14 protein-coding genes are annotated in these 12,834 nt (G+C 61.7%); 6 read left to right on the top strand and 8 right to left on the bottom strand.

The features are described from left to right. Positions 1-3 precede the first annotated feature (3 nt). Entirely contained in the window at positions 4-627 is a 624-nt protein-coding gene (locus ACR0MM_RS12305; protein WP_093964279.1) for a LysE family translocator, read from the bottom strand. Further along, entirely contained in the window at positions 627-1,196 is a 570-nt protein-coding gene (locus tag ACR0MM_RS12300; protein WP_093964278.1) for a helix-turn-helix domain-containing protein, read from the bottom strand. Before ACR0MM_RS12300 ends, ACR0MM_RS12305 begins: the two co-directional genes overlap by 1 nt. Positions 1,197-1,252: 56 nt before the next feature. On the opposite strand from ACR0MM_RS12300, the gene ACR0MM_RS12295 reads away from it, so the two are divergent. After that, positions 1,253-1,585 carry a DUF1294 domain-containing protein gene (locus tag ACR0MM_RS12295; RefSeq protein ID WP_367647105.1) on the top strand — a complete coding sequence of 111 codons (333 nt, stop codon included), beginning with the start codon at positions 1,253-1,255 and terminating at the stop codon, positions 1,583-1,585. A gap of 38 nt (positions 1,586-1,623) precedes the next feature. Further along, a complete protein-coding gene (locus tag ACR0MM_RS12290) occupies positions 1,624-2,520 on the top strand; it encodes a cation diffusion facilitator family transporter (RefSeq protein ID WP_170341329.1) in 897 nt (298 codons plus the stop codon). A 5-nt stretch (positions 2,521-2,525) separates the two neighbouring features. Here ACR0MM_RS12290 and ACR0MM_RS12285 read toward each other — a convergent pair whose 3' ends face one another. Both ACR0MM_RS12285 and ACR0MM_RS12280 read right to left on the bottom strand, forming a co-directional pair. After that, positions 2,526-2,981 carry a GAF domain-containing protein gene (locus tag ACR0MM_RS12285; RefSeq protein ID WP_170342295.1) on the bottom strand — a complete coding sequence of 152 codons (456 nt, stop codon included), beginning with the start codon at positions 2,979-2,981 and terminating at the stop codon, positions 2,526-2,528. A gap of 73 nt (positions 2,982-3,054) precedes the next feature. Further along, a complete protein-coding gene (locus tag ACR0MM_RS12280) occupies positions 3,055-4,227 on the bottom strand; it encodes an acetyl-CoA C-acyltransferase (RefSeq protein WP_170370041.1) in 1,173 nt (390 codons plus the stop codon). 100 nt (positions 4,228-4,327) lie between these two features. Here ACR0MM_RS12280 and ACR0MM_RS12275 point away from each other — a divergent pair, with 100 nt between their 5' ends. From ACR0MM_RS12275 to ACR0MM_RS12265, 3 genes are all read left to right on the top strand, one after another. Continuing rightward, the gene (locus tag ACR0MM_RS12275; protein WP_170342291.1) at positions 4,328-4,666 is read left to right on the top strand and encodes an STAS domain-containing protein; all 339 of its coding nucleotides are present in this window, start codon (positions 4,328-4,330) and stop codon (positions 4,664-4,666) included. Between the two features lie 20 nt (positions 4,667-4,686). Beyond that, complete coding sequence (locus ACR0MM_RS12270) at positions 4,687-5,148, top strand: ATP-binding protein (protein ID WP_480696421.1); 462 nt, start codon at positions 4,687-4,689, stop codon at positions 5,146-5,148. A gap of 188 nt (positions 5,149-5,336) precedes the next feature. Further along, complete coding sequence (locus ACR0MM_RS12265; RefSeq protein WP_480696419.1) at positions 5,337-6,914, top strand: gamma-glutamyltransferase family protein; 1,578 nt, start codon at positions 5,337-5,339, stop codon at positions 6,912-6,914. 24 nt (positions 6,915-6,938) lie between these two features. On the opposite strand, the gene hspQ is transcribed toward ACR0MM_RS12265, so the two are convergent. Further along, positions 6,939-7,265: a heat shock protein HspQ gene (gene hspQ / locus ACR0MM_RS12260; protein WP_170341320.1), complete on the bottom strand. Its 327-nt coding sequence runs from the start codon at positions 7,263-7,265 to the stop codon at positions 6,939-6,941. 187 nt (positions 7,266-7,452) lie between these two features. Between hspQ and ACR0MM_RS12255 the strand changes: the two genes are divergently transcribed. Beyond that, positions 7,453-8,034: a transglycosylase SLT domain-containing protein gene (locus ACR0MM_RS12255; RefSeq protein ID WP_093964271.1), complete on the top strand. Its 582-nt coding sequence runs from the start codon at positions 7,453-7,455 to the stop codon at positions 8,032-8,034. Between the two features lie 12 nt (positions 8,035-8,046). Here ACR0MM_RS12255 and ACR0MM_RS12250 read toward each other — a convergent pair whose 3' ends face one another. From ACR0MM_RS12250 to ACR0MM_RS12240, 3 genes are read right to left on the bottom strand one after another with little or no spacing between them, the layout of a single operon-like run. Beyond that, positions 8,047-8,643: a LolA family protein gene (locus tag ACR0MM_RS12250; RefSeq protein ID WP_170341318.1), complete on the bottom strand. Its 597-nt coding sequence runs from the start codon at positions 8,641-8,643 to the stop codon at positions 8,047-8,049. A gap of 39 nt (positions 8,644-8,682) precedes the next feature. After that, complete coding sequence (locus ACR0MM_RS12245; RefSeq protein ID WP_170582532.1) at positions 8,683-11,586, bottom strand: DNA translocase FtsK; 2,904 nt, start codon at positions 11,584-11,586, stop codon at positions 8,683-8,685. Between the two features lie 13 nt (positions 11,587-11,599). Further along, positions 11,600-12,781, bottom strand: coding sequence for an aminotransferase class I/II-fold pyridoxal phosphate-dependent enzyme (locus ACR0MM_RS12240; RefSeq protein ID WP_170582531.1), 1,182 nt, complete (start codon positions 12,779-12,781; stop codon positions 11,600-11,602). Positions 12,782-12,834: the final 53 nt, after the last annotated feature.

Here is a 12,834-nt window from a genome sequence, read left to right as displayed (position 1 = left end):
GTTCTATCCCTTTCCTGCAGGTGCCGCGCTGGTTCCCAGCAGGACGCCATAAATGATGAAACAGGTGGCCATGACGCGGCGCACCCAGACGTTGAACACGGCGCCCAGCGCCGCCCGCCCCATCACCGCACCCAACAGTGTGAACCCGGTGTAGCTGAGCGTCGTGATGATCAGCGCCGTCGGCATGATGATCGCCATTTGCTGCCAGATCGGCACATCAGGCTGCACGAACTGGGAAAACGCGGCCAGGTAACCTGCGACGCTCTTTGGATTGATCGTGGCGACGGCCAAGGCATGGAGATAGACATGGCGGGCCGGGCGCTGGCTGGCCGGCGCGGGACGCGCGGCGTTCATCCACCCCCGGAGTCCCATCCAGATCAGGAACCCCGCCCCGATCAGCTTGGCCACAAAAAACCCGGTTGGCGAGGCCGCGATCAGGGCTGTCACCCCCAGAGCCGACAGGATCAGAAAGGCGCTGGCCTGGGTCAGGATCGCCAGAACCCCAAGCATCGCCTTGGGAAATGGCAGGCTCATCCCGTTCGAGATACAATTCACCGCATTCGGACCCGGCGTGGTCACGAACACCACCCAGAACAGCGCGAATATGGTCCAGGCCTCAAAGCTCATCAGTACACCGGCGGAGCAATCACCCAGACGGCCACGGCGGGTTCGTCGTAAGGGTTCGCCCATTGATAGGGTTCGTGCTTGATCCGAAAGCTGTCCCCGACGCCGACGGTGAAATTTCGGCCTCCGATCGTAAGGTCGAGACGGCCCGAGATCATGTATCCAACCTCCTGCGTCGGACGGTTGGCCGGGGTCTGCATCCGGGAGTGGGGCTCAAAGGTGGAATGCACCATCTCGAAATCATCGGTCAGGTCAGGCGACAGCAATTCCTCGATCAGCCCTTCCTCGCCCGACCCCATCGGCCGGCGCGAACCGGCGCGAACCACATAGCCCTGTTCCTCGGCCAGAACGCCGGTATGGGCGAACAGCATCGACATCGGCACACCCAGGCATTCCGCGATCAGGCGCAGATCCGAGATCGACGGAGCAGACAAATCGCGCTCGACCTGGCTGAGCCAGCCCACCGACCGGTCCAACCGCGAAGCGATATCGGTCAGCGTCAACCCGCGCGCCTTGCGCAGCGCGCGAATGTCCGCCCCCAGCGTCGCAGCGATATGGGCCTGGTCGTTCACGCTACCACCCCCGATTCATGAAATTTACGTCACATTTTTCACGATGTCCCGAATCGGTGAAAATTCCAAGAGACTTTTCACTACCGATCCTGATCCTTCCACGCTATGGCTGCGGAATGTGGATCGTCATTCTGTATTTCTGGGCCATCAACGCGTTGACTTTGCTGGTGTTCGGCTGGGACAAGCTGCGGGCGATCCGACGCAGGCGGCGTGTCCCGGAGAAGTGGCTTTTGCGACTGGCGCTGTTGGGCGGCAGCCCCGCAGCTTTGTTGGGTCGCTGGATATTCGGGCACAAGACCCGAAAAAAGCGGCTGACGACTCTGCTGTATGCGATTACGGCTCTGCAGGCGGGCGCGATCTACCTGTTCCTCACCTACAGTTCTGTTTGAAACTGGCATTTGGCAGTGCGATCGGGCAATGGTTGCAAATGATTGACAGAACTTCGTCCCAGGCGCTGGCCATCGGGTCAGTGGCGGTGTCCCTGCTGGTGCTGCTGCTCAAGGTCCTGGCATGGCATTTGACCGGGTCGGTCGCTCTGTATTCCGACGCAATGGAATCTTTGGTCAACGTGGTTGGCGCGCTGCTGGCGTGGTTTGCCATTCGAATGGCGGAGCGTCCTGCCGACAGCAATCATCCTTTCGGACATCACAAGGCCGAGAACTTCTCGGCCATCGCCGAGGGGACCCTGATCGTTCTCGCCGCAATCCTGATCATTCAGGAAGCCTGGGGCGCCTTGTTCGCGCCTCACCTGGACCAGCTCGGACCGATCGGACTGGCCGTGAACGCAGCGGCCATGGTCCTGAACCTGGTCTGGGCCCGCGTCTTGATCTCGGCGGGTCAGAAACGGCGCTCGCCGGCCATGACCGCCAATGGGCGCCACCTGATGACCGACGTCTGGACCTCGGCCGGGGTCTTGTTGGGGCTGATCCTCGTATTGCTCACAGGCTGGGCCGTTCTTGACCCGTTGCTGGCCATTCTGGTGGCCGCGAATATTCTGCGCGAAGGTTGGAAGGTCATTTTCCATTCGGCCGGAGATCTGATGGATTCAGCGGCCCACACCGAGGACACGGACATCATCGAGGCCGCCGTTCGGAACTCGTCTCAGGGAGCCTTGCAGATCCACGATCTGCGCACCCGACGGGCCGGCAAAGCCGTGTTCATCGAATTTCATCTGGTCGTCGATCGCAACATGACAGTCGGTGACGCCCACGACATCTGTGACGCGATCGAAGATGCAATCGCCGAAAAGCTGCCCGAGGCCCGGACCATCATTCACGTGGAGCCGGACTCTCAGCTCAAAGCCTCGGGAATCGAACCGGAATAAAGGTTCTACAGACGCCCGAAAACCTGCGCGAGGATACGCGACAGCCCATCGGCATCGGCCTGCTCGAACGCATCGGGCTGATCGCTGTCGATATCAAAGACCCCGATGACCTGCCCCGCAGAGTCCCGCACCGGCAGAACCAATTCGGACCGGGTCGACGAGGCACAGGCAATGTGCCCCTCAAACGCATCCACATCCGGGACCAGCTGAACCTCTCCGGTCCGCGCTGCTGCCCCGCAGACCCCGCGCGAGAACGGAATGACCAAACACCCATGCCCGCCTTGATAGGGTCCGATCTTCAACAACTCCGGCTCGGTCACACGGTAAAACCCTGTCCAGTCAAAGCGGTCGTCGCTGTGATGCACCTCGCAGGCGACGGTGGCCATCAGAGCGACCTGGTCAGTTTCACCTTCCGTCAGGGCTTCGATGGTTTTGGACAAGAGCGCGTAGTCAGCTTTCATGGGGTCATTTCCAATGTGCAACCGGGCCGCAACCTCTGCGGCCCGGTTCAGCTAATGGCAAAATGCCAAAGCGTCAAACCCGCTCGATCGCGATTGCGGTGCCTTCGCCGCCTCCGATGCAGATCGCGGCCACTCCGCGCTTCAGGCCACGCTTCTCGAGTGCATTTAGAAGCGTCACCATGATGCGTGCACCTGAGGCACCGATCGGATGACCAAGGGCACAGGCGCCACCGTTGACGTTGACCTTGTCGCGCGGCAGGCCCATTTCGTGCATGAAGGCCATCGGAACAACGGCAAACGCCTCGTTCACTTCCCACAGGTCCACGTCGTCCTTGCTCCAACCGATCTGTTCCAGCAGCTTCTGCGCGGCCGGGACCGGAGCCGTCGTGAAAAGGCCGGGCGCCTGGGCGTGGCTCGCGTGGCCCAGGATGCGGGCACGTACATTCACGCCGCGCGCCTCGGCCGTGTCAGCCGCAGCAAGAACCAGCGCCGCCGCGCCATCCGAGATTGACGAGGAATTGGCCGCCGTCACCGTGCCATCCTTGCGGAATGCCGGCTTCAGCGTCGGTATCTTTTCCGGCCGCGCCGATTTGGGCTGCTCGTCCGAATCCTGAATGATTTCACCTTTGCGGCTTCGGACCGTGACGGCTGCGATCTCGTCCGAGAAGGCCCCGCTGGCCTGCGCTTCGAGCGCATTCGACAGCGATTTCAACGCGTATTCGTCCTGCGCCTCTCGGGTGAATTGATAAGCCTCGGCGCAGTCTTCGGCAAAAGTGCCCATCAGGCGGCCCTTGTCATAGGCATCTTCCAACCCGTCCAGGAACATGTGATCCACCACCTGGCCGTGACCGATACGAGCCCCGCCGCGCATCTTGGGCAGCAAGTAGGGCGCATTCGTCATGCTTTCCATCCCACCCGCAACCATCGAGTCTGCATGGCCAAGCGCGATCTGATCGAACGCCATCATCGCCGCCTTCATGCCCGACCCGCACATCTTGTTCAGCGTGGTCGCAGGTACCTCTTCTCCCAGACCTGCCGCAAACCCTGCCTGACGCGCCGGAGCCTGCCCCTGACCGGCGGGCAGAACGCAGCCCATCAAAACCTCGTCGACCGTCTGCGTCTTGGCGTTTTCAAGCGCCGCACGAATGGCGACGCCACCCAGTTCTGCCGCAGGCACGCCGTCGAACATTCCTTGAAACCCGCCCATCGGCGTCCGGGCCGCACCAGCGATCACAACCTCTTTCATGTGACGACTCCTCCTTTTGTCGTGTGCTTGGATACCGAATGGTAAGAAATGCCGTCTAGCGTATTTCTACGATCGATCGACGGAATCCGAGGGGAGTCACGTGGCACTGAGCAGCAAAACGACAGGCGAAACGCAGATCATCACAGTCGACGCCGCCCGCATCGACGCCGCCATGGCGATACAGTTCAAGGAAGACATGCGGACCCAAACCGCAGATGGCGCCGGTCGGATCATCCTGGACCTGTCTGCGGTCGAGTTCATAGACTCCAGTGGATTGGGCGCGATCGTGGCGTCCATGAAGCAACTTGGAAATGGGCGCAGGCTGGAACTGGCGGGATTGCAGCCTGTCGTGGCCAAGGTTTTTCGGCTGACGCGTATGGATACGGTTTTCAAACTGCATCCCAACTTGGATGACGCGCTGGCCTCCGAGTTGGAGTGAAGCGCCAGGGGGCAAATGGCGTGACAGTCAACTGCGAAGACGGCCGACTCGAAGTGGCGTTCCCTGCCGTCGAAGCCGAGGCCAGCCGCGCCATCGCTTCGCTGCACGCAGGGCTGTCGAATCTCGGCTTGCCGGGGCAAAAGACTGCGGACATCAAGATCGTGTTGGCCGAGGCGATCAACAATGTTGTCGAACACGCCTATGCTGAGCGCGCGCCCGGAATGGTCCGGGTTTCCATGCTGGACTCCAAAGATTACCTGGAGGTCCAGATCACTGACACCGGGCACCCCTTGCCCGGCCTGAAGATGCCTGATGGTATTCCCGCCAGTGTGGAAACCGATACTTCAAACCTGCCCGAAGGTGGATTCGGTTGGTTCCTGATCCGCACATTGGCCGACGAGGTGCGGTATGACCGCAGAAACGGCCAGAACCTGCTATTCTTGCTGTTTGAGCGCACAAAAAAAGCGGATCGGCCACAATAACGCCCAGATCGGACCATTGTCGCGCCGCAAACGACGGGCAGAAACAAGGGGTAGCTCAGATAGCTTCCCTCGGCGCCATGTGTCACAGCCCCCACCCAGTGAACGGCGCCGAGGACCTTCTCCTTGAAATGACTGGACATCAGCCAACGGCACCCTAGTGTCGACCCGTTCAGGAGGAGACCCATTCCATGCGCGATTTCCATGCCCCCGGCCGTTCCGAGGTTTTGTCGACCGAAGGGATGTGCGCAACCTCGCATCCGCTGGCTGCAAAGGTGGCGCTGGACATTCTGGGCCGCGGCGGAAACGCGATGGACGCCGCCATTGCCGCGAGCGTACTTCTGGGCATCTGCGAACCGCAGATGACAGGTCTGGGTGGCGACTGTTTCGTTCTTTACAATCGCGCTGGCGAAACGAAGGTGCGCGCGCTGAACGGATCCGGGCGGGCGCCCGCTGGCGCCTCGGCCGAAGATCTGCGGGCCCGTGGGTCGGCTGCGGTGCCACTTGACGGCCCCGAAGCGGTGACGATCCCCGGGGCTGTTGACGCATTCTGCCACCTGTCAGAGGCCGAGGGTCGATTGGGGATCGTGGCCCTTCTTCAACCTGCAATTCACTATGCCGAAACGGGCGTTCCGGTTGCACCCCGCGTCGCGCATGACTGGTCGATCGGGGCCGAAACGCTGCAGGGCGCAGCGCGGGATCACTATCTGATCGACGGCCGCGCCCCAACGACAGGTCAGATGTTTCGCGCTCCGGGTCAGGCAGAAGTCCTGCGTCGCGTTGCCCGAAATGGGCGTGACGCCTTTTACGAGGGCGAAATCGCCGATGACATGCTGGCTGCCTTGAATTCCCGAGGCGGGATTCATTCGGCCACCGATTTTCACAACACAAAGTTCATCGAAGCCTCACCGGTTGGAAGCGACTACCGCAACGCTGAACTGCTTGAACATCCGCCGAACGGACAAGGCGCGACTGCGATCCTGCTTCTTAACATCCTTAAGCATTTCGACATTGCCGGCATGGACCCGTGGGGCGCCGAACGGGCGCATATCGAAGCCGAGGCGACCAAGCTGGCCTACGATGCACGCAACCGGTTCATCGCCGACCCGGATCATACGTCGCGCATGGAGCATTTTCTGGCGCCGGAAACGGCGGCAAAGCTGGCCGGGCTAGTCGATCCCCGGCGCGCCATGACCGCCGCCGCCCCGCTGACCGAAGCTGTGCACAAGGACACGGTTTACGTCACGGTCGTCGACCGGGATCGTATGGCTGTTTCTCTGATCTATTCGATCTTCCACAGCTTCGGATCGGGCATCGCCTCGGAAAAGTTTGGCATTCTCCTGCAGAACCGCGGATGTGGTTTCAACCTTGAACCGGGGCATCCGAACGAGCTGGGCGGCGGCAAGCGCCCGATGCACACCATCATTCCCGCGATGCTGAAGCAAAACGGCCAGATTGCCATGCCGTTCGGCGTGATGGGCGGGGCCTATCAGCCGACAGGCCACGCGCGCCTGATTTCCAACCTTCTGGATTTCGACTTGGGGCTGCAGCACGCCGTCGACGCACCCCGCGCTTTTGCCGACGGTTCGATCTTGAAGATCGAACCGGGCTACAACCGCAGGATCGCGCAACAATTGTCAGACTTGGGCCACAATGTCGTCGAGACGGAAACACCTTTGGGCGGTGCACAGGCGATCCGAATCCATCAAAGCGGAGTATTGGAAGGCGCCAGCGACCCCCGAAAGGACGGTTGCGCTTTGGGTTACTGACGCCGCAACGGCGTCAGCACCGTATCAGTTCAGTTGGAAGTGCAACGGATAGCTACCGTCCTGAAACGGCCCAAACATGTTGGGAATATCAGGATGATCAACAGGCTCGCCTGACTGGTCGGCAATCAGATTTTGCTCTGATACATAAGCCACATAGAAGGATTGATCGTTCTCGGCCAGCAAATGGTAGAACGGCTGATCCTTGATCGGGCGGCTGTCTTCGGGAATTGCCTCGTACCATTCCTCGGTGTTCGCAAATTCCGGATCCACGTCAAAAATCACCCCTCGGAAGGGATGTTTCTTGTGACGAACCACCTGGCCCAGGCGGTACTTTGCATGTGTCTTCAGCATTGTTTCAGCCCCCAAGGGACTTACTAAACCTTTCCGCCGGCAATTGCCAATCATTGATCTGAAATTCCCGGAAACAGTCTGTGAACCTATGCCTGACAGTCGGCGGCCTGCGGCACAGTTTCTTATACGATTGTGATTTCCTCAGCCTGCAATCTGCGCTAGAATAAAGAAAAAAGGCACGAGGCACATGAGCAGAAAACTTCTCGTACTCTTCGGGGTGCTGTTTTTGGCATCCTGTGGGGGCGGCGCACAGCGTCCGCCCAGCAACCTCAATGACGCTTGCGCCATCGCGCGCGAGCGGCCGGACATGATCAAGGCGTTCAAAAGCACCGAACGCAAATGGGGTGTCCCGGTTCATGTCCAGATGGCAACCATCTACCAAGAAAGCCGCTATCGTCACGACGCGCGGACGCCCCACAAATATGTTCTGGGGGTTATTCCGATGGGCCGTCAGAGCAGCGCCTATGGCTTCAGCCAGGCCCTGGACGGAACCTGGGAAGAATATCAGCGCGAAACGGGGAAGCGGCGCGCCAAGCGTGACCGCATTCGTGACGCGTCAGATTTCGTCGGTTGGTACATGAACAAAAGCAGTCAGAAGATCGGCATCTCGACCAGCGACACGCGGAACCAGTATCTGGCGTATCACGAAGGTCGCGCGGGTTACGCACGCGGCAGCCACTACGGCAAGACCTGGCTATTGAACGTGGCCAATGACGTGGACGCACGTGCGCAGATGTACCAGGCGCAGCTGTCCAGCTGTCGCTACTGAAAGAGCCGCGGGTCAGCGGTTTTCTGACCCGCGCCGCGCCTTGTTCGAAAACAGGTCGCTGTCGATTCTGACATCTTCGTTGAGGGGGCCCAGCAGCACCGTGGTTTGACCCCCGGCGTTGTCGTAGATGACCCATTTCCTCAACTCGATCGGATTTGCCGTGAACATCAGCTCGATCCGTCCGGACTCGGGGTTTTTCGGGTCCTGCGCGGTGACGACCGTGGCTGTGCCATCAAATGTGTGGCCGACTACCATGTTGGCCTGCGACAGGTTCACGTTGCGCGCCAGAACCAGCGACAGCGGCGTGCGCTTCAACGGGTACTGCTCGGGCGGCTGGTTTGATTTGGGGTCGAACACCATCACGGTGCCGGCATTGGCCAGCACGACAGCGCTGTTGGGCGGATCGTATTCGAACCGCATCTTGCCGGGGCGCTGCAGCCACAACTTGCCGGTACTCAGCGATCCGTCATCGTTGACTTGGGTAAAAGTCGTCTGAACGGCCTTCAGCCCGTTCAGATAGTTCGAGATTTGCGACAAGGGCAGCTTGTCGGCGGCCCAGGCTGCCGGGGCAGTCAAAGCAAGGGCAAGGGCAAAGGCAATCTGTTTCATGACACACAGATATGCGCTCTGCCCTTGTTATTAAATATCCTACTGTTCCGGGACGAGGATTTCGCGTTTGCCCACGTGATTTGCTGCCGAAACAACGCCTTCGTCCTCCATCTGCTCGACCAGCCGCGCAGCCTTGTTGTAGCCGATGGCAAGTTTCCGCTGGATGTACGAGGTTGAACACTTGCGATCCTTGATCACGATGGCAACCGCCTGATCGTACAGGGCGTCCTCACCGTTGGTGTTGCCGCCGGTGTTCAGCCCCAGAACCGCGTCAATATTGTCGGCCTTGTCCTCGGACGGGCCGTCCAGAACGCTGCCGACATAGTCCGGCGGACCATACTGCTTGAGGTGGTTCACGACCTCCTCGACCTCTTCATCGGACACGAACGGCCCGTGGCAGCGGGTGATCTTGGCGCCGCCAGCCATGTACAGCATGTCGCCCTGCCCCAGCAGCTGTTCGGCCCCCATCTCGCCCAGGATGGTCCGGCTGTCGACTTTCGACGTCACCTGGAACGAGATCCGGGTCGGGAAGTTGGCCTTGATCGTGCCGGTGATGACGTCCACCGAGGGCCGCTGCGTAGCCATGATCAGGTGGATGCCCGAGGCCCGTGCCATCTGCGCCAAACGCTGGATGCAGGCTTCGATCTCCTTGCCGGCCACCATCATCAGGTCGGCCATCTCGTCGACGATGACGACGATATAGGGCATGGCCTTGGGTTCGAACTCTTCCGTCTCGAAAACGGGTTCTCCGGTTTCGTCGTCGAACCCGGTCTGGACCGTGCGGCTGAACATCTCGCCCTTGGACAGCGCGTCCTTCACCCGGCCGTTGTAGCCGGCGATGTTGCGCACGCCCATCTTGGACATCTTGCGATAGCGGTCCTCCATTTCGCCGACGACCCATTTCAGGGCAACCACCGCCTTTTTCGGGTCAGTCACGACCGGCGACAGCAGATGCGGGATGCCGTCATAGACGGAAAGCTCCAGCATCTTGGGGTCGATCATGATCAGGCGGCATTCGTCCGGTGTCAGTTTGTAGAGCAGCGACAGGATCATCGTGTTGATCGCCACCGACTTGCCCGAACCGGTCGTCCCGGCGATCAGCAGGTGAGGCATCTTGGCCAGGTTGGCCACGACCGAGTCTCCGCCGATATCCTTGCCCAGCGCCAGCGGCAGCGCATGGGTGCCGTCGCCGAAATCGCGGCTTGCCAGGATTTCGCGCAGGACCACCATCTCGCGGTTCTCGTTGGGCAGTTCGATGCCGATGACCGAACGTCCGGGCAGGGTCGAGACACGCGCCGACAGGGCCGACATCGACCGGGCGATATCATCGGCCAGCCCGATCACGCGGCTGGCTTTCAAGCCCGGCGCGGGTTCCAACTCGTACATCGTGACGACTGGGCCGGGGCGGACACTGACGATCTCGCCTTTGACCCCATAATCATCCAGCACGTTCTCCAGCATCCGCGCGTTTTCCTCCAGCGCTTCGTCACTGAGGTGATGACGCTGAATGCCCGACGGGTTCGTCAACAGGCTGAGCGGCGGCAGTTCGAAATCCGTGTGCCGCTCTTCGAAAGACAGGCTGGGCTGCGCTTCGGCCTGAGCCCGTCGCGACGGCAGGACGTTGCGCCGGACGGGTTGCGCCACAACCGGCTTGCGCGGTTCGGCAACCGGGATCTTCATGGCCGGGCGCGCCTCGGCGATTGGGTCCTCTGCATCCTCGAACACCTGATCGTCGTCGATATCCTCAGGCGCATAAGCCGAAAGCGGGTCTTCCGCGAACGTCTCCATTTCCGCAGACGGCTGCGGCGGCTGACCGGTCAACGGCGGCTCGGGCGGCAGCCCGGCAGCAGTCAGCGGAGGTTCGGGCGGAAGGTTGCCCGCACGCGGCGCATTCAGGATCAGCGGGTCAGGGCCACGGCCGCGCCCCTTGGTCAGCGGGCGGTTCGGATCGGGCTCGGGCGCGATTTCACCGGTGGCGACCTTGCGGTTCTGGATCACCGCGGAGATCTTCGAGCGGATCCGGTCCTCGCCCGGCATCTCGTCATATCCGGTGACAGGTTCCGGGTCGACCAGTTCGGGTTCGGGCATCGGCTCGGGGCGGCGGATCAGGCCGGGCATGCGCGCAAGCAGGCCCGTTTTGACCGGCTCGGGGGCTGCGATCTCGGGCTCTTCAAAGACCGGATCGGCATAGGCCAGTTCATCCTCGAATTCGGCACCGGCGGCCTGGGTTGCCTTGCGTTCCTGCCACTTTTCCCGGCGCGCCTGCGCGGCACGGGCCGTGGCCGAAGCCCCCTGCCCCAGCGCGGTCATCAGCATGTCATAGGCCATCACCAGACCCAGCAGGAAAGCCCGGAACCCGCGCCGGACGTCCGATTTGGTGAAACCCAGCACAAAGACGCCCAATGCCAGCATGCCGGCCGCCATGGCCAGCGACATCAGCTTGACCATGAAATGCGACGAGATCGGCAACAGCGTCAGCAGCGCGCCCATCACCGTGTCGCCGAACAGACCGCCCAGACCAAAGCTGTGCGTCGCGCGCCATTCGGCGCCGGGCACCAGCGTTGCGGCATAGACCGAGAGCACGGCGATCCAGATCGGCGCGAAAATCAGGCGGGCCACGGCGCGATCCTCGCCGAAATGGCCGGCAAAGCGCACGCCCCAGCCGACCAGCACCAGCGCGATGCCAAAGCTGCCCCAGCCCACGATCATGAACAACGGCGCGGCGATCGAAGCGCCGAACCGGCCCAGCCAGTTCTGCACCGGCGCGTCGGTCGAGACCATCCAGTTCGGATCATCCGGCGTGTAGGACCAGACCATCGCCGCGGCGGCCAGGCCGGCCAAGATCAAGGCGATCCCGATCAGTTCCTTGCTGCGCCGCTCGATCGCGGCCTGGGTGGTGCTGTCCAACAATGGGTCGCGGTTGCGCGCGTTGTAAGATGCCATGTGCCCTCGTACCTCACGAATAGATGCAGTCGCGGAGCGTGATCAGCCCGCGCTGCATCTCTGTTTTTGGGGCCACCATCGCGACCCTGATAAAGCCTTTGCCCGGGTTCTGCCCCGGATCCCCTTGTGAAAGATATGCGCCCGGCAGAACCCGAACCCCGGTTTCCTGCCACAGCTTCAATGCGGCCTGCTCGCCATCCTCGACGGGCAGCCAAAGAAAGAACCCCGCCTCGGGCGGCATATAGCCCTGAACGCCCGCAAACACCTGATCGGCGATGGCGTATTTTTCCTGATACAGCGCACGGTTTTCCTGAACATGCGCCTCGTCGGCCCAGACCCTGGCCGCAGCGGCCTGCAACGGCAACGGCAACGGCGCCCCGGAATAGGCGCGCAACTGCTTGACCCGCTTGATGCTTTCCGGCCCGCCCGCGACTAGCCCCGACCGCAGCCCCGCCAGGTTCGAGCGTTTCGACAGCGAGTTGAACAGCGTGATCCGCTCGGGGTCGGCGCCCAGCTCCTGCGCGACGGTCAGGATGCCGGTGGGTGGCGTATCGCGGTAGATCTCGGAATAGCACTCGTCGGCGAAGATGCGGAAATCATACCGCTCGGCCAGCCGGATCAGATCGGCCCAGTAGTCGCGCGAGGCGACAGCTCCCTGCGGGTTGGCGGGCGAACAGATATAGGCGACGGCGGTGCGGTTCAGCACATCCTCTGGCAGGCCGGCATAGTCCGGCAGATGCCCGGTGGCCGCGGTGGCCGGTACGAAATACGGCTGCGCCCCGACCGAGATCGAGGCCACCATGTACACCTGATAGAACGGGTTTGGGCACAGCACGATCGGCTGCTGGCCGTTCTTCTGCTCGGGGCAGAGCGCCATGGCGGCGTTGTACAACCCCTCGCGCGTGCCGTTCAGCGCCATGATGTTGGTCTCGGGGTCCATCCGCACGCCATAGCGGCGGTCGATCCAGTCGGCGATGGCCTCGCGCAGCGCGTCCGACCCCTCGTTCGGCGGGTATTTCTGAAATCCGGCGGCATTTTCCACGATGACATCGGTCACCCAGGGCGGAAAGTCATGCTTGGGCTCGCCAATCGTCATATGCACGACTTCGCCGCCCGGCGCGTGATGGTCGAGCAGGGCGCGTAGACGCGGAAAAGCATAGGCCGGTAGGTTCGAAAACCGCTCGGGGAAATTCATGACTGCTGCCTCGATACCGGGATCATTGGCGCCCCGGTTTTCCAGCAGATTAC

This window comes from Ruegeria sp. BC6 (assembly GCF_056539185.1).
Note: the sequence above shows the minus strand (reverse complement) of the source record. Positions and strands in the feature narration are given on the sequence as shown.